The sequence below is a fragment of the Lentzea sp. NPDC042327 genome, from assembly GCF_040647275.1.
Lineage (GTDB): Bacteria > Actinomycetota > Actinomycetes > Mycobacteriales > Pseudonocardiaceae > Lentzea.
Window position 1 is genome coordinate 364,659 of the sequence record NZ_JBEZBX010000008.1, and the last position, 16,573, is coordinate 381,231.

At 71.4% G+C, this 16,573-nt stretch carries 15 protein-coding genes; 11 read left to right on the forward strand and 4 right to left on the reverse strand.

The features are described from left to right. The 3 genes from AB0A63_RS22855 (at position 1) to AB0A63_RS22865 (ending at position 4,001) form a co-directional block, all read left to right on the forward strand. Entirely contained in the window at positions 1-2,172 is a 2,172-nt protein-coding gene (locus AB0A63_RS22855) for a tetratricopeptide repeat protein (RefSeq protein ID WP_360394699.1), read from the forward strand. After that, positions 2,172-3,140: a protein phosphatase 2C domain-containing protein gene (locus tag AB0A63_RS22860; RefSeq protein ID WP_360394701.1), complete on the forward strand. Its 969-nt coding sequence runs from the start codon at positions 2,172-2,174 to the stop codon at positions 3,138-3,140. Before AB0A63_RS22855 ends, AB0A63_RS22860 begins: the two co-directional genes overlap by 1 nt. A gap of 84 nt (positions 3,141-3,224) precedes the next feature. Further along, entirely contained in the window at positions 3,225-4,001 is a 777-nt protein-coding gene (locus AB0A63_RS22865; protein ID WP_360394704.1) for an alpha/beta fold hydrolase, read from the forward strand. On the opposite strand, the gene AB0A63_RS22870 is transcribed toward AB0A63_RS22865, so the two are convergent. Next, positions 3,985-4,335, reverse strand: a complete 351-nt coding sequence (locus AB0A63_RS22870; RefSeq protein ID WP_360394706.1) for a nuclear transport factor 2 family protein — start codon at positions 4,333-4,335, stop codon at positions 3,985-3,987. The genes AB0A63_RS22865 and AB0A63_RS22870 overlap by 17 nt on opposite strands. A gap of 39 nt (positions 4,336-4,374) precedes the next feature. Here AB0A63_RS22870 and AB0A63_RS22875 point away from each other — a divergent pair, with 39 nt between their 5' ends. Continuing rightward, on the forward strand, positions 4,375-4,740 hold the full coding sequence (locus AB0A63_RS22875) for a helix-turn-helix domain-containing protein (RefSeq protein WP_360394709.1): 366 nt from the start codon (positions 4,375-4,377) through the stop codon (positions 4,738-4,740). Positions 4,741-4,977: 237 nt separating this feature from the next. Next, positions 4,978-5,340 (forward strand): hypothetical protein, encoded by a 363-nt coding sequence (locus AB0A63_RS22880; protein ID WP_360394711.1) that lies wholly within the window; start codon positions 4,978-4,980, stop codon positions 5,338-5,340. Positions 5,341-5,443: 103 nt separating this feature from the next. Here the strand turns inward: AB0A63_RS22880 and hrpA are convergent, their stop codons facing one another. Continuing rightward, complete coding sequence (gene hrpA, locus AB0A63_RS22885) at positions 5,444-9,325, reverse strand: ATP-dependent RNA helicase HrpA (protein WP_360394713.1); 3,882 nt, start codon at positions 9,323-9,325, stop codon at positions 5,444-5,446. 169 nt (positions 9,326-9,494) lie between these two features. Here hrpA and AB0A63_RS22890 point away from each other — a divergent pair, with 169 nt between their 5' ends. Both AB0A63_RS22890 and AB0A63_RS22895 read left to right on the forward strand, forming a co-directional pair. After that, complete coding sequence (locus AB0A63_RS22890) at positions 9,495-9,869, forward strand: hypothetical protein (protein WP_360394716.1); 375 nt, start codon at positions 9,495-9,497, stop codon at positions 9,867-9,869. Continuing rightward, positions 9,869-10,195 (forward strand): hypothetical protein, encoded by a 327-nt coding sequence (locus AB0A63_RS22895; RefSeq protein WP_360394718.1) that lies wholly within the window; start codon positions 9,869-9,871, stop codon positions 10,193-10,195. The genes AB0A63_RS22890 and AB0A63_RS22895 overlap by 1 nt, the downstream gene beginning before the upstream one ends. Here the strand turns inward: AB0A63_RS22895 and add are convergent. Next, a complete protein-coding gene (gene add, locus AB0A63_RS22900) occupies positions 10,162-11,136 on the reverse strand; it encodes an adenosine deaminase (protein ID WP_360394721.1) in 975 nt (324 codons plus the stop codon). The genes AB0A63_RS22895 and add overlap by 34 nt on opposite strands. 112 nt (positions 11,137-11,248) lie before the next feature. Here add and AB0A63_RS22905 point away from each other — a divergent pair, with 112 nt between their 5' ends. From AB0A63_RS22905 to AB0A63_RS22920, 4 genes are all read left to right on the forward strand, one after another. Next, positions 11,249-11,629 (forward strand): DUF4180 domain-containing protein, encoded by a 381-nt coding sequence (locus AB0A63_RS22905; RefSeq protein WP_360394724.1) that lies wholly within the window; start codon positions 11,249-11,251, stop codon positions 11,627-11,629. 330 nt (positions 11,630-11,959) lie between these two features. Then, complete coding sequence (locus AB0A63_RS22910) at positions 11,960-13,012, forward strand: beta-eliminating lyase-related protein (protein ID WP_360394726.1); 1,053 nt, start codon at positions 11,960-11,962, stop codon at positions 13,010-13,012. Then, complete coding sequence (locus AB0A63_RS22915; protein WP_360394729.1) at positions 13,009-14,127, forward strand: site-specific integrase; 1,119 nt, start codon at positions 13,009-13,011, stop codon at positions 14,125-14,127. The genes AB0A63_RS22910 and AB0A63_RS22915 overlap by 4 nt, the downstream gene beginning before the upstream one ends. Before the next feature lie 365 nt (positions 14,128-14,492). After that, positions 14,493-16,019: a M4 family metallopeptidase gene (locus AB0A63_RS22920; protein WP_360394731.1), complete on the forward strand. Its 1,527-nt coding sequence runs from the start codon at positions 14,493-14,495 to the stop codon at positions 16,017-16,019. Between the two features lie 71 nt (positions 16,020-16,090). On the opposite strand, the gene AB0A63_RS22925 is transcribed toward AB0A63_RS22920, so the two are convergent. After that, a complete protein-coding gene (locus tag AB0A63_RS22925) occupies positions 16,091-16,552 on the reverse strand; it encodes a nuclear transport factor 2 family protein (protein ID WP_360394733.1) in 462 nt (153 codons plus the stop codon). Positions 16,553-16,573: the final 21 nt, after the last annotated feature.

The window sequence follows — 16,573 nt, forward strand, 5'->3', positions numbered from 1 at the left end:
ATGAGCGAGGACCTGGACCTGCCCGTCACCGGACCGGCGACGGCACCCGCGGAGCGCGGCACGGGACCCGCGACCTCCCCCGCCACCTCACCGGGGACGGCGCCGTGGTCGGTGTCGCAGCCGGCGGCGACGGGGTCGGGGCGGGCGCGGCGCACCTCGGTGCGCTCGATGAGCCGGGGCCGGCTGGGCGCGGGCCTGGTGGAGGTGCCGCGGGTGCCCTACCGCGACCCCACGACCGCGGTGCTGGCCGACCCGGAGGTGCCGGAGGCGAAGCGGTTCTGCTCCCGCTGCGGCAAGAAGGTCGGGCGCACGCGGGAGGGCAGCCCCGGCCGGGTGGAGGGGTTCTGCCCGCAGTGCGGGCACCGCTACTCGTTCACGCCCAAGCTCGCACCCGGTGAGGTGCTGCACGACCAGTACGAGGTGCTGGGGTGCCTGGCGCACGGCGGCCTGGGCTGGTTGTACCTGGCGCTGGACCACGCGGTGAGCGACCGGTGGGTGGTGCTCAAGGGCCTGCTGGACTCCGGCGACGCCGACGCGATGGCGGCGGCGCTGGCGGAGCGGCGGTTCCTCGCCGAGGTCGAGCACCCCAACATCGTGAAGATCCACAACTTCATCCGGCACGCCGACCGGGAGACCGGCGGTTTGGTCGACTACATCGTGATGGAGTACGTCGGCGGCGAGTCGATCAAGGAGATGATCACCAGCCGGCGGCGGGAGGGCCGCGGGGACGAGGCACTGCCGCTGGCGCAGGCGATCGCCTACGTGCTGGAGATCCTGCCCGCACTGGGCTACCTGCACGGGGTGGGACTGCTGTACTGCGACTTCAAACCGGACAACATGATCCACACCGAGGAGCAGCTCAAGCTGATCGACCTGGGCGCGGTGCGGCGCATCGACGACCACCACTCCCCCATCTACGGCACGATCGGCTACCAGGCACCGGAGATCGGCACGATCGGCCCGTCGGTGTTCTCCGACATCTACACGGTCGGGCGGGCGCTGGCGGTGATGTGCTTCCCGTTCGACTTCCGCGGCACGTGCAAGGACCGGCTGCCCACCCCGCAGGAGCAGCCACTGCTGGCGCGGTTCTCGTCGTTCCACCGGCTGCTGCTGCGCGCGACGCACCCGAACCCGGAGCTGCGCTTCGCCAGTGCCGAGGACATGGCCGAGCAGCTGACCGGTGTGCTGCGCGAGGTGCTGGCGATCGAGGACGGCGTGCCGCGGCCGGGCATGTCCAAGCAGTTCACCCCCGAACGCCGCCGCTTCGGCGTGGAGGGCGGCCTGGACCTGGTCGAGGCGGCGCTGGCGTTGCCGGCACCGAGCGTGAGCACCTCGGACGCGGCGGCCTCGTGGCTGGCCACGGCGGCGACGTCGGACCCGGCGGGGCTGCGCAAGGCACCGGAGTACACCGTCGAGGTGCGGCTGCGGATCGTGCGGGTGCTGATCGAGTCCGGTGACACCGCGGCGGCGCTGCGGGAGCTGGAGTCGCTGACGGTGCCGCCGCTGTTCGACGAACCGGACGTGGACCCCGAGGACTGGCGGCCGGACTGGTACCGGGGCCTGGCGGCCTTGCGCGACGGCCGCGCCGACGAGGCGCTGGGGTTCTTCGACGCCGTGTGCTCCGCACTGCCGGGTGAGGCGGCACCGAAGCTGGCGCTGGGGGTGTGCGCGGAGGCGACCGGAGACCTGGAGTCGGCGACGTGCTGGTACGAGCTGGTGTGGCGCACCGACCACGCACACGTGTCGGCGGCGTTCGGACTGGCGCGGGTGCTGCTCGCGTGCGGTGACCGCGCGCGAGCGGTGCAGGTGCTGCTGTCGGTGCCCGACACCTCCTCCCAGCACCTGGCCGCCCAGATCCTCGCGGTGCGCGCGCAGCTCGGCGACTGCGCCGCGGAAGACCTCGTCGCGGCCGGGGAACGGTTGCGGGCCTTGGACATCGACCGCCACTCGCACACGCAGCTCGCGGCCGAGCTGCTGGAGGCGGCGTTCGACTACGTGACCCGCAATCACGCCGCCGAGGGCAGGGTGCTGGACTGTGCACTCTCCGAACACGAGCTTCGGCTGGGTCTCGAGCGGCGCTACCGCACGCTGGCCCGGTTCGCGGCCACGCCGGAGGAACGGATCGCATTGGTGGACCGCGCGAACGCGGTAAGGCCTAGGACGTTGGTTTGATGGACACCCTGAAGTGCCCGGACTGCTTCGCACCGATCGCCGCGGAGGACCGGTTCTGCGAGGCGTGCGGGCGCAACCTGCTGGTGCGGCGCACGCCGATCGGCGGACCGACCGGTCCCGCGCAGGCCTCGTGCATCCTGTGCGGATCACCCGACATCGACGACGAGGACTACTGCACCCAGTGCGGCCGGCACCAGCCGTCGGCGCGGGACCGGGTGGAGTACGCGCTGGGCGCGGTGTCGGGGGTGAGCGACCGGGGCAAGCGGCGGGCCCGCAACGAGGACTCGATGGCGTTCGGCCAGGTCGCGGGCGCCGGTGTGGCCGCGGTGGTGTGCGACGGGGTGGCGTCGTCCGAACGCGCGGAGCAGGCCTCGCAGGCCGCGGCCGACGCGGCGGTGGACGTGCTGCTCAACGCGTTGATCGAGGCCGCGGACGCCGAGCAGGCCATGGTGGACGCGGTGGCGGCGGCGTGCCTGGCGGTGGAGCAGCTGGTGGAGACCGACCCGGTCGAGGCCGGTGGCCGCGGTGTGGCGCCCTCGTGCACGTTCGTCTCGGCGGTGGTGACGCCCTCGGCGGTGACGATCGGCTGGGTGGGCGACTCGCGGGCCTACTGGCTTGCGCAGGAGGGCTCCCGGCAGCTGACCGCGGACGACACGTGGGCGGCGCAGCTGGTGGCCGAGGGGGTGCTGACCGAGGAGCAGGCCCGCACCGACCGGCGCGCGCACGTGCTGTCGCGGTGGATCGGCGCGGACGCGGGCCCGGTGGTGCCGCAGGTGGTGACGTTGCGGCCGAGCACGCCGGGGACGTTCCTGCTGTGCTCGGACGGCCTGCACAACTACCGGCCGCTGCCGGAGGACCTGCAACCGCTGCTGCCGTGCGGGCCGGAGGACTTCGTGAAGGTGGCGCTGGACGCGGGCGGGCACGACAACATCACCGTGGTGCTGGTGCCGTTCGTGCCCGGCGACTGACCGGGGTGATCGTCGTGGCGCGGGTTCGCCACCCCGGTGTTCGCGCAGGTCGCGAACACCGACCGGCGCTGCTGAGATGAGCGGGTGCGCGGGGCGGTGTTGATCTCGGCGGCGGTGGTTGTCACCATCGTCGCCGTGGTCTTCGCGTTCCAGCGCAAGCTGGTCTACTTCCCGTCCCCCGGTCCGCTGCCGTCCGCCGAGGAGGTCCTGCCCGGTGGGCGGGACGTGCGGCTGGTGACGGCGGACAGCCTGCTGCTCGACGGCTGGCACTTCGAGACCCGTGACGCCCCGGCGACGGTGGTGGTGTTCCCGGGCAACGGCGGCAACCGGCTGGGCCGGGTGCCGCTGGCGCGGGCGCTGGTCGACGCGGGGGTGTCGGTGCTGCTGTTCGACTACCGCGGCTACGGCGGCAACCCGGGCACGCCCTCGGAGGAGGGCCTGGCGATGGACGCCCGCGCCGCCCTGGACCTGGTCGACGGGCCGGTCGTCTACTTCGGCGAGTCGCTGGGGGCGGCGGTGGCGGTGGAGCTCGCGACCTGGCGGGCACCGGCGGGGCTGGTGCTGCGCTCACCGTTCGCGTCGCTGGCCGAGGTGGGCTCGCACCACTACCCGTTCCTGCCGGTGAAGATGTTGTTGCAGGACAAGTACCCGGTGGCCGAGCGGGTGGCCGGGCTGGACGTGCCGGCGGTGGTGCTGCTGGGGACGGCGGACTCGGTGGTGCCGCCGGCGCAGAGCCGGGCGGTGGCCGCGGCGGCACGGGCACGGCTGGTCGAGGTGGCGGGCGCGGACCACAACGACGAGGTGCTGCTCTCGGGCCGCGAGGTGGTGGACGCGGTCGTGTCGGTCACGCCACGCGGCTAGTGCCGAACGGGTTGTCGATCACGTACCGCCACCGCCCGTCGGCACCGAGGCGGGCGACGTCGGTGGCGGTGCCGGTGACGTCACCGATGGCCCAGTCCACGACGAGCAGCGCGATTCCGTCGTGGGCGTAGACGTGGCGCGGTGTGACGGTGATCGGCAGGCCGGTGTCGAGGAACTCCTGGTTGGCGGCACGCCGGTCGAGGCCGGTGACGGCGTGGCCGGGCCGGGGCACGAACAGGGCGCCGGGTTCGTAGACCGCGTCGACGGCGCCGGCGTCGCGGGAGTTGAACGCGGCGGCGAACGCGTGGGCGACACTGGCGGGGTGGATGCTCATGGGCTCAGCGTGGCGAACGCCGGCGTGGGTCACCAAACGGTGACCTGGGACGAGGAGCTGGTGCCGACCGAGCGGGGCCGGACGGTGGCGCCGTCGGCGGCGTGCCCGGTGGAGGTGGCGCTGGCGGCGGTCAGCGGCCGGTGGGCGACGCTGGTGCTGCGCGACCTGATGGGCGGGCCGCGGTCGTTCAGCGGGTTGCGCGCGGGGTTGCCGCAGCTCAGCGCGAAGGTGCTGACCGAGCGGCTGGACGGTCTGGTGGCGCAGGGGCTGGTGCGCCGCGACCGCTCCCCCGGTTTCCCCGCCCGCACCGAGTACGCGCTGACCGACGCCGGTGTGGCGCTGCGGCCGTTGCTGCTGGAGCTCTACCGCACCGGTGAACGGCTGCTGGGCGTCGCCGACCGGTGAGATCGCCTGGTCGGCTGCCGCTGCGGCGGGGTCCGGGCTGATCGCCGGGGCGGACCCCCGATGGCAGGCCAAGTGCTCGCGGCGGTGCTCGCCGCCGGTCGACCGAGCACCTCTTTCGGGTGGTCGAAGGCTCGAAATCGCACCCCGGCTGCGTCAAGGCTGGCACATTGGTCAGTTGCAGGAGCGGGTGAACGCACCACAGCCATGGATGCGTGAAGGTGACACGGGGGTGTCGAGATGAGATCCGTCAAAGCCATCTTCGGAACGGCTGTGCTCATGGCCGCAGCGTTGAGCGCGACCCTCACGAACACCGCGGCGGCGGTCGACGGGTGCGTTCGCACTGACCCCCATCCCAACTCCGGCACCGTGTACTGGGTCCACGTGATCAACGCCTGCAACTACACGCTCTACAACGTCGACGCCCACGTGTACAACGGTCCCGCCGGGATCGACAAGCGCAGCGGATACCGCGCCAACCTCAAACCGGGCGGCTGGTTCGAGCTCACCGGCGCCTGGAAGGCGCCGGCGGGGTCGTGGACCTGCGGAGAACTGTGGGGCCCCGACGCGAAACACTGGGGGACCGACTGCGTGCGGATGTGACACGGCCTACCGCGTCCACCGGCAACGCTTCGACACCGGTCCGGTCGCGGCTGACCCGGAACCCGCAGTTCAGCCGCGGGCTTCCCCGGCTTCCGCGAAAGTCTCACAGCGGTACGGCGTCGAGTGCCTTGTAGATGCGCTTGTCGCTGACGGTGTAGCGGGTGCCGATGGTCTGCGCGAAGTACGACAGCCGCAGTTCCTCGATCATCCAGCGGATCTCGTCGAGCTCGGGTGCGGGTTCGTCGGCGGGGCTCTGGGCGCGCAGCTCCCGGTACTCGGCGTGGACCTGGTGAACCTTCTCGGTCCATTCGAGGTCACGGCGCGGGTTCTCGGGCAGCTTCTCGACGCGCCGGCTGATGCCCTTGAGGTAACGCACGAGGTCCGGCAACCGGTCGTAGCCGGTGTCGGTCACGAAACCCTTGTACACCAACGAGTTGAGCTGCCCGCGGATGTCGTTGACCGAGTCAGGGGCGCCCTTGAGGCCGGAGAGCTTGAGCTCGGCCTCGTGGGCGGCTTCGAGGACCTTGCGGACCTCCTGCACGGTGACCCAAGTGGTGTCGGTGAGCGCGGCCTGCACCTTCTTCAGCTGCGCGGCGTAGGCCTTGGCGTCCCAGGCCGGCTCGCCCATGAGCCGGTCGACGGCGGCGGTGATGCAGTCCGACAGCAGGTTCGCGACGCCGCCGTGGGGGTTGCGGGTCAACGCGAGCTTGGAGGCGTTGTCGAGGTGGCGCTGCAGGTGCTTGACCGGTGAGTTGACGCCCAGCAGCAACAGCCTGCGCACCCCGCGGCGGTGGGCGTGGGCCTGGCGGCCGGGGGTGTCGAGGACCTTCACGGCGACGCTGTCACCGCGGTCGACCAGCGCCGGGTAGGCGGTGACGGTGATGCCGGACTGGCGTTGCTCGATGGTGCGGGGCAGGGCGTCGAAGTCCCAGGTCGTGAGCCCGGTGCGTTCGAGGTGCCCGGCGGCCTGCGACAGCGACTCGCGGACCTCGGCGCGCAGCTGGGTCTTCAGCGCGGCGATGTCCTTGCCCTCGGCGAGGGTGCGGTTGTGCTCGTCGACGACCTGGAAGGTGAGCTTGAGGTGGTCGGGGACGGCGTCGAGCTGCCAGTCCTCGCGGTGCACGGTGACACCGGTGAGGGCTTTGAGCTCGCGTTCGACCCCGGCCAGCAGGCTGGTGTCGGCGGGGTCGATGCGGGCGAGCACGGCGGTGGCGACGTCGGGGACGGGCACGAAGTTGCGGCGCAGCTGCTTGGGCAGCGACCGGATGAGGGCGACGACGAGGTCGTGGCGCAGGCCGGGGATCTGCCAGGAGAACGCGTCGTCGTCCAGGGTCGTGAGCGCCGGCAGCGGCAGCTGGACGGTGACGCCGTCCTTCTTGGCGCCGGGTTCGAAGTGGTAGCTCAGCGGCAGGGTGAGCTCGCCTTGGCGCCACTGGTCGGGGTAGGCGTCGGGGCGGACGTCGGCGCGGTCGTTGACCAGCATGTCCTTGGTGAAGGTGAGGAGGTTCTTGTCCTTCTGCTTCTTCCACCAGGTGTCGAAGTGCCGTGCGGAGACGACGTCGGCGCCGACGCGGTGTTCGTAGAACTCGTAGAGGGTTTCCTCGTCCACGACGATGTCGCGGCGCCGGGCCCGGTTCTCCAGCTCCCCGACCTCCTCCAGCAGGGCGCGGTTGGTGTGGAAGAACCGGTGGTGGGTGGTCCATTCCCCCTGCACGAGGGCGTGGCGGATGAACAGCTCCCGCGACAGCCCGGGGTCGATGCGCCCGTAGTTGACCTTGCGGCCGGCGACGATCGGCACCCCGTAGAGGGTGACCTTCTCCAACGCGACGACGGAGCCGCGTTTGGCTTCCCAGTGCGGTTCGGAGTAGGTGCGTTTGACGACGTGCTCGCCGAGGCGTTCGGCCCACTCGGGTTCGATCTTGGCGACGATGCGGCCCCACAGCCGGCTGGTCTCGACGAGCTCGGCGGCCATCACCCACTGGGGTGGTTTCTTCGCGAGGGCGCTGCCGGGGAAGATCGCGAACTTGGCGTTGCGGGCGCCGAGGAACTCGGTCAGGGGACGGCGTTTCTCACCGGGTGCCTGCTTCTTGAGGACGTCCTTGACGCCGATGTGGCTGAGCAGCCCCGACAGCAGCGCGATGTGGATGTTGCGCGGGTCGCCGGGCTGGTCGTTGAGGGTCATGCCGATCTGCTTGGCGACCTGGCGCAGCTGCAGGTAGATGTCCTGCCACTCGCGCACGCGCAGGTAGTTGAGGAACTCGGCCTTGCAGCGCTTGCGGAACTGGTTGCCCGACAGTTCCTTCTGCTGCTCCTTGAGGTAGCGCCACAGGTTGAGGAAGCTGACGAAGTCGGAGTCGGCGTCGACGAACCGGGCGTGCTGCTGGGTGGCGGCTTCCTGGGCGTCGGCGGGCCGTTCGCGGGGGTCCTGGATGGACAGCGCGGCGGCGATGATCATGACTTCTTTGAGGCAGCCGGTGGTGTCGGCCTCCAGGACCATGCGGCCCAGGCGGGGGTCGACGGGCAGGGCGGCGAGCTTGCGGCCGGTGGGGGTGAGCTTCTGCTCCCCCGCCCCCTTCTGCCCGGTGCTGATGGCGCCGAGCTCCTGCAGCAGGCCGATGCCGTCGTTGATGTTGCGGCTGTCAGGCGGGTCGATGAAGGGGAACTTCGCGACGTCACCCAGGCCGATGTTGGTCATCTGCAGGATGACGCTGGCGAGGTTGGTGCGCAGGATCTCCGCGTCGGTGAACTCGGGGCGGGCCTCGAAGTCCTCCTCGGAGTACAGGCGGATGCAGATGCCCTCGCTGACGCGGCCGCAGCGACCCTTGCGCTGGTTGGCCGACGCCTGGCTGACGGGTTCGATGGGCAGGCGCTGGACCTTGAGGCGGTGGCTGTAGCGGGAGATGCGGGCGGTGCCGGGGTCGATGACGTACTTGATGCCCGGCACGGTGAGGCTGGTCTCGGCGACGTTGGTGGCGAGCACGACGCGGCGGCCGGTGTGACGCTGGAACACCCGGTGCTGCTCGCCGACGGACAGCCTCGCGTAGAGCGGCAGGATCTCGGTGTTGCGCAGGTCCTCTGCTTTGAGGGCGTCGGCGGTGTCGCGGATCTCCCGTTCACCGGACAGGAACACCAGGACGTCGCCGGGGCCTTCCGCCTGCAGCTCGTGGACGGCGTTGATGATGCCCTGGGTCTGGTCGTCGTCCTCCTCCAGCGGCCGGTAGCGGGTCTCGACGGGATAGGTGCGGCCGGAGACCTCGATGATCGGCGCGTCGCCGAAGTGAGCGCTGAAGCGCTGCGGGTCGATGGTGGCGGAGGTGATGACGACCTTGAGGTCAGGGCGGCGCGGCAGCAGCTGCTTGAGGTAGCCGAGCAGGAAGTCGACGTTGAGGCTGCGTTCGTGGGCCTCGTCGATGATGATCGTGTCGTAGCGGCTCAGCGTCCGGTCGGTCTGGATCTCGGCGAGCAGGATGCCGTCGGTCATGAGCTTGACCAGCGTGTCGTCGCCGGACTGGTCGGTGAAGCGGACCTTGTAGCCGATGGTGTCGCCGAGCGTGGTGCCCAGCTCCTCGGCGACGCGTTCGGCGACGGTGCGGGCGGCGATGCGGCGGGGCTGGGTGTGGCCGATCTGGCCGGTGATGCCCCGGCCGAGCTCCAGGCAGATCTTGGGCAGCTGGGTGGTCTTGCCGGACCCGGTCTCACCGGCGACGATCACGACCTGGTGGGCCGCGATGAGGTCCTTGATCTCGTCCTTGTGCCGGCTGACCGGCAGCTCGTCGGGGTAGCTGATCGGGGGGACGGACTCCCTGCGCAGCGCGACCTTGACGGCGGCCTCGTCGATCAGGCCGGCGATCTCCTCGGTGATCTTGCGGCGCGCCAGGGGGTCTGTGACCTTGCGTGCGCCGTCGAGGCGCCTGGCGAGCCGGCGTTGATCACGCGGCATGAGCTCGGGCAGGCGTTTGTGCAGTTCAGCGAGCGGGGTGTCCATTTGGGCTCAAGGATAGTCAGGAGGGTGCGAATCCCTCGCGTCAATAACCGGGTGGGCTGGCTCACCGGCACCGCCCCGGCCTGGGCCCCCTCACCGCTTCGGGTGCTTTGCGGGGCTTCTGACCTGCGGTGACGCAAAATTGTCAGACCCCCTCGCTAGCGTGCTCGGCATGGACCTGAACCCGTTCGGGGCCCTGGCCGCCGGCCAGGCCGCCCGCCCGCCGTCGGCTCCCGCGCTGAGCCCGCGGCCGGTGCCGTTCGGTGGACCGCGGACCGCGGAGCCGGGAGCGGACCCGATCGTGGCGTTGTCGGTCGCGCCCGGTTCGGGGCAGTTATCGCACGGGCAACCGGTCGCGGCCGGGCCGGGTGCCGCGCGGCAGGCACTGCTCCCGAGCCCGGGTTCGGGCTGCTCACGGCCGTCGCCGGACGGCCGGCGGGGGCCGGGACGCGCCGGCGGTCGGTGGTTCTCACCCGGTCCGCGGAGGATCTCGCGAGGGACTGCGCTGGGTGCGCTGTCGGGTGTGGTGTTCGGGAAGGTGGCGTGATGGACGTCCCGTTCGACGTGGTGGTGTGGCGGGCGCCGGGTCCGGCGTCGTTCGCGGAGGCGGCGGCCCGGTACGCGGAGCTGCGGTCCTCGCTGCTGGGGGCGTTCGACCCGGCGGTGGCGGCGTTCGTGCGGGAGCTGCGCCAGACCGCACCGGACCCGGCGGTGCCGGCCCGGTGGGACGAGGCGCTGACGGTGGGCACGGACGCGGTGATCGTGCACGTGGTGTGGCCGCAGTGGCGGCGGGTGGTGGAGCTGGTGGGGTTGCTGGCGGCCAAGCACGGCCTGGTGTGCTACGAGCCGTCGCGCCAGGCGGCGATGTCGTGACGCAGCCGCGCTTTCACCCGCGGCGGCGCGAAGGAGGCGTCGACGGCGGTGAGGGCGAAGGAGGCCATGCGGGTGTCGGTGAAGCCGAAGGCGGCGCGCACCCGTGAGTACTCCTCGGTCAGGGTGGTGCCGGTCGAGGCGGGGATGTCGGTGTTGAGCGTGACGGTCAGCCCGGCGTCGAGCAGGTGTGGCAGCGGATGAGAGGAGAGCGAGTCGACCAGTCCCAGCGCGACGTTGGACGAGGGACACACTTCGAGCGGGACGGCGCGGTCGCGCAGCAGTGAGACGACCCCGGGGTCGTCAAGTGCGCGGATGCCGTGACCGATCCGGTCGGCCAGCCCGGCGGTGACCGCGTCGGCGACACTCGGTGCTCCGCACGTCTCCCCGGCGTGGTGCACGAGCCCGATCCCGGCCTCCCGCGCGGCGCGGAACACGGGGGTGAACGGGGTGAGCGGGTGGTCTTCGGCCCCGGCGACCCCGATCGCGACGACCTGCGGGTGCCTGCGCGCAAGCCGCAGCGAGTCCTCGAAGCGCTGTACCGACCGCCTTCTCGGGTGGTCCACGATCACACGGCATTCGATGCCGTGGGCGGTCTGTCCTGCGGCGAGCCCGGCGATCACCGCCTCGAGCGGCATGTCCGGATCACCGAGTCGTTCCCCGTGGCCTGCCGCGGTGAACGTGACCTCGGCGTAGCGGGTCCCCTGCGCTGCTTCCTCGGCGCAGAACTCGTAGGCGATCCGGTGGAAGTCGCCGGGCTCCCGCAGGCAGTCCCGTACCGCGCCGTTGTGCGCGGCGAACGGCCCGAACCCGTCGAAGACCCCGGTGTGGGCGGGCACCCGCACCCCGTGCCGGTCGGCGAGCTCGGCGAGCGTGCCGGGGCGGACGGTGCTTTCCAGGTGCACGTGCAGGTGGGCCTTGGGCAACGTCGCAAGATCACGCATGGCCGTGACCCTAGAGAGCCGCACCGGTGCGGCGCCTGCCCATTTCCGCAGCTCACCTCCGCAGGCGAAATGCGCGCGACGGCGGCCGCGGGCGGCCGCTACTTTGCTGCGCATGTCGGATGTTGTGGGGACGCGCCACGGCGCGACGGTCCTGATGTGCTCGCCGGACGGCCCGCTGATCGGTGACGAGCAGTCCGCTGTGGACCTGATCGGCACGTTGTGGGGCCAGGACGTGGCGTGGATCGCGCTGCCGGTGGCGCGCCTGCCGGAGGACTTCTTCCGGTTGCGCACACGGGTGGCGGGCGCGGTGGTGCAGAAGTTCCAGCAGTACGGGTTCGGGGTGGCGGTCGTCGGGGACATCAGCGGGTACGTGGCGCAGAGCACGGCGTTGCGGGACTTCGTCTTCGAGTCCAACCAGGGCCGGCAGCTGTGGTTCGTGGCGGACGAGGCGGAGCTGGACGAGCGGTTCTCGGCGCTGGCCGGCCGCGCCTGACCACCACCTGGGTGTGCCCGGCCGCCTGACCGCCGGGCGCTCGACCGCGTGGCTGCTTCGGGTGCCCGGAACCTCCAGGCACCCGACCGTGGCCGGTCACCTGGCGTTCACCGGACACTCGGCGCTCGCCGTGTGCCTGACCGTCCCGTGTGCCTGTCCGGCGGCGCGCCCCTTGTCCGTCGCCATCCCCCGACCGCCGTCGCGGTGCGCTTGCCGCTGCCGAGTGCGTCCTGCTTCCGAGTACCTGCCGTTTCCGGGCGCCGCGTTCCGCAGCCGTACCACCGCCGTGCGGGCGCTGTGCAAGCCACTGGCGAGACCTAGGCTCGGGTGGTGGAGATCCGCCGGTCGTTGTCGATGCACGCCAGTCCGCGCCGTTCGCCGTTCGAGGTGTTGCGGCGGCTGTCCGAGAGCGGCCTGATCGCCCCGGACACCACACCGGAGGAGCCGGTCGCGCGGCTGGAGGAGCGCGTGGCGGGGTTGCTGGGCAAGCCGAAGGCGTTGTTCTTCCCGTCGGGGACGATGGCGCAGCAGACGGCGTTGCGGGTGCACGCGGAGACCAGTGGCCGGCGTGCGTTCGCGGGGCATCCGCAGACGCATCTGCAGGTGTGGGAGAACCAGGGGTACAGCGCGGTGCACGGGTTGCGGTTCCACCCGGTCGGTGACCGCAACGCGCTGATGGGGTTGCCGCAGCTGCGGGCGGTGGGTGAGCCGTTGGCGGCGGTGGTGTTCGAGCTGCCGCAGCGGGACCTGGGCGGTGTGCTGCCCGCGTGGGAGGACCTGCGGGAGCAGACGCGGTGGGTGCGGGAGCAGGGGGCGGCGGCGCACTGCGACGGGGCGCGGTTGTGGGAGGCGCAGACCGGTTACGAGGCGTCGCTGGCGCAGGTCGCGGACCTGTTCGACACGGTGTACGTGTCGCTCTACAAGGGTCTGGAGGGCGCGCGGGGCGCGGTGCTGGCCGGGGACGAGGTGACGATCGCGCACGCGGCGGTGTGGCGGCAGCGGCTGGGCGGGGCGATCGCGGACGCGTGGCCGTTGGCGGTGCTGGGGTTGCTGGGGCTGGATGAGGTGCTGCCGCGGATGGCGGAGTTCCGCGACCACGCGCGGGCGCTGGCGAAGGCGATCAACGACGACGGGTTCGCCCGCACCCACCCGGTGGTGCCGCAGACGCCGATGTTCCACGTCCACCTGCCGATGTCCCCGGCCGACGCCGAACGCGCGGCGCAGGCCCTGGCGGAGGAGACGGGGGTGAAGCTGTTGCTGTACACGCGGTCGAACCCGGATCCGGGGCGGTGCAGCTTCGAGGTCGGGGTGGGGATCGGGGCGCTGGAGCTGTCGCCGCGGGAGGTCGCGGAGTTGATCAGAGGGCTACCATCGCGGGTGTGAGCCTGCCGGAGCCGGTGAAGAGCGCGCTGGTGCGGGTGTCGCACTCGGTGCTGGTGGACGGTGAGGCGCTGGCGGCGGTGCGGGCGCGGTTCGACGACGAGCAGGCGGCGTCGCTGGCGAGCTATCTGCGCAACGCCCAGTCGCCGAACACGGTGCGCGCGTACCGGTCGGACTGGGTGGGGTGGGCGGGGTGGTGCGCGGCGGAGGGCCGGCAGGCGTTGCCCGCGGATCCGCTGGACGTGGCGGTGTACCTGGCGGCGGCGGCGGACGCGGTGCGCGAGGACGGGTCGCCGGCGTTCGGGGCCTCGACGCTGGAGCGCAAGTCGGCGGCGATCTCGGCTGTGCACGCGGCGAACGGGTTGCCCAGTCCGACGCGCAGTGACGTGGTGCGGTTGACGTTGCGCGGTATCCGCCGCTCGCGCAAGGCGCAGCCGCGGCGCAAGCGGCCGGTGCTGCTGGACACGCTGGAGGCGTTGCTGGCCGAGCGGCCGGCGCAGGGTCCGGCGCGGGCGCGGGACGCGGTGCTGCTGCTGGTGGGGTTCGCGGGGGCGTTGCGGCGCAGTGAGCTGGCGGCGATCGAGTTCGAGGACGTGGCGGTGGACGTGGATCCGCGCACGCACGAGCCGTTGCTGCTGATCGCGCTGGGGACGACGAAGACCGACCAGACCGGCAAGCACCAGCAGACGGTGGTGCTGCCGCGTGGCAGCAGGCGGCCGACGTGCCCGGTGTGCGCGTTCGCGGACTGGGCCGATGTGCTGGAGGGCCGCGAGCTGCGGGACTCGGGGCTGCACCGCTGTCACGGTTACCGGGGCACCACGCGCACGGGGCCGGTGTTCCCGGTGGTCAACCGGCACGGCGGCATCGGGGAGAAGGCGATGTCGGGGCGTGCGGTGGCGGAGCTGGTGAAGCGGTACGCGGTGCGGGCGGGGCTGGACCCGGAGCTGTTCGGGGGGCATTCGCTGCGGGCGGGGTTCGCGACGCAGGCGGCGCTGGGCGGGGCGAGCGACCGGGAGATCATGCGGCAGGGCCGGTGGACGAACCCGCGCACGGTGCACCGCTACATCCGCACGGCGAACCCGTTGGAGGACAACGCGGTCACCCGTCTGGGCCTGTGAATTCGTGACCCAGGTCTCAGTGAATCGCGTTAACTGTAAACAAGATCCCCGCCGGTAGGGCTGCACCGGCCGGCGCAGCGCGCTGCGCCGTCGGCAGGAGTGGCGCCGGGTGTTTCCGTCGCGTTTCCACATTGGTTGAGCTGTGGTTTTGGTCCAGCATTCGGACAAATCCCGATCTCGTGACCAGCACCGCAGGTCAATTCATGAAGCAATCTCGGATTCTGGGAGTGGATGGTTCCCTGCACTCTGCGCAATACGATCGCCACGCCCGGTCATCGAGACGAAGGTCGGGCTGTTCCACGGTGCCCGGTCCGGCACCCCTGTAACGCCGGAACGGGCTCCCCCTGCGTGTGAACAGGAGTCCCATGAAGCGCATCAGCCTGGGCATCACCACCGCCCTCGTATCAGCGGTGGCGTTCGCCGCCGCCGGCACCGCGGGAGCCGGCGCGGCACCACAGCCGGTCAACCCGTTGCTCGCCAAGTCCGAAGCACTGCACGCGGCAGCCGAGCAGGCGGGGACGATCTCCTCCGCCCTCGGCCTGTCCGGCGGTGAACGGCTCGTGCCCCGCGACGTCGTGCGCGACGCCGACGGCACCGCCCACATCCGCTACGACCGCACCCTGGGCGGCCTGAAGGTCATCGGCGGCGACCTGGTCGTCGCCCAGAAAGCCGGACAGGTCACCGGGGTGACCAAGGCGTCGCAGGCCTCCCTCGCCGGCCTCGACACCACCGCCGTCACCACCGCACGTTCCGACGCCACGCTGGTGGTGTTCGCCCTCGACCACGCCCCCGTGCTGGCGTGGGAGCAGGTCACCCACTCGGTCAAGGACGACCAGACCCCGAGTGAGCTGCACACCTTCACCGACGCCCGCACCGGGCAGACGCTGCTCAGCTACGACGGCGTGCACGACGTCGAGGGCACCGGCCAGTCGACCTTCAGCGGCACCGTCGCGCTCAACACCACCCAGTCGGGGACGACGTTCCAGCTCAAGGACCCGGCGCGCGGCAACCAGTCCGTGAACAACCTCAACAACACCTCCGGCACCGGCACGCTGTTCACCGACGCCGACAACAAGTGGGGCAACGGCACCTACACCGACAAGGCCACCGCCGGTGTCGACGCCGCCTACGGCGCCGCCCAGACGTGGGACTACTACAAGAACGTCCACGGCCGCAGCGGCATCAAGAACAACGGTGTGGGCGCGCTGAGCAAGGTCCACTACGGCAACAACTACAGCAACGCGTTCTGGACGGACTCGTGCTTCTGCATGACCTACGGCGACGGCGCCCAGAACCGCAACCCGCTGACCTCGATCGACGTGGCCGCGCACGAGATGTCGCACGGCGTCACCTCGGCCACCGCGGGCCTGGTGTACTCCGGTGAGTCCGGCGGCCTCAACGAGGCCACCAGCGACATCTTCGGGTCCACCACGGAGTTCCACGCGGCCAACGCCGCCGACGCCGGTGACTACCTGATCGGCGAGAAGATCAACATCCGCGGTGACGGCAAGCCGTTGCGCTACATGGACAAGCCCTCCAAGGACGGCAGGAGCCTGGACTACTGGTCGTCCTCGGCGGGCAGCGTCGACGTGCACTACTCCTCGGGCATCGCCAACCACTTCTTCTACCTGCTGTCCGAGGGCAGCGGCGCGAAGACGATCAACGGTGTCGCCTACGACTCCCCCACCGCCGACAACCAGCCCGTCACCGGCATCAGCCGCGCCAAGGCCGAGAAGATCTGGTACCGGGCGCTGACCACCAAGTTCACCTCCAGCACCAAGTACGCCGCCGCCCGCACCGGCACCCTCGCCGCCGCGGCCGACCTGTACGGCGCCTCGTCGCCGGAGTACGCGGCGGTCAACCGGGCCTGGGCCGCGGTGAACGTCAAGTAGGAACCCGCCGGAAAGAAGACCGGGGCCCGGACCGCTTCCCCCTGCACGGTCCGGGCCCCGGCCTACATCCACTAGGGCGTCTCCCGCGGCTCCAGATCGGTCGCCGCGAGGAACGACCCGTCCATGTGGAACGGCACCGACTGGTGCTCGTGGACCACCAGCCACCGCCCCTCCCGCCGGCGCAGGCCCACGGTGACGCGCATCCACATCGAGAACCCCTCCGGGTAGCCGACCGGGACCGCCGCCAGCCGCGCCAGACCGTGCGCGAACGCCACATCACCCGACACCGCGACCCGCAGATCCCGGTGCTCCAGCGTGATCGGCCCGCTGAACCCGGCCATCCACCCCGCCAGCGCCTCCGGGTCACGCGCGTCCAGACCCGTGTTGCGCAACGGCGGCGCCAGCGTGCACGTCACCGCGTCCCGCGCGTACCGGGCGACGATCCGTTCCGGGGACCGCAACCTCATGCCCTGCTCGTGCTCGGTGAACACCGCGCGAACCGCGGTCTCCTCCCGCACCGACGTCGTGGTCATCTCCCACACCTCCCTCTCGAC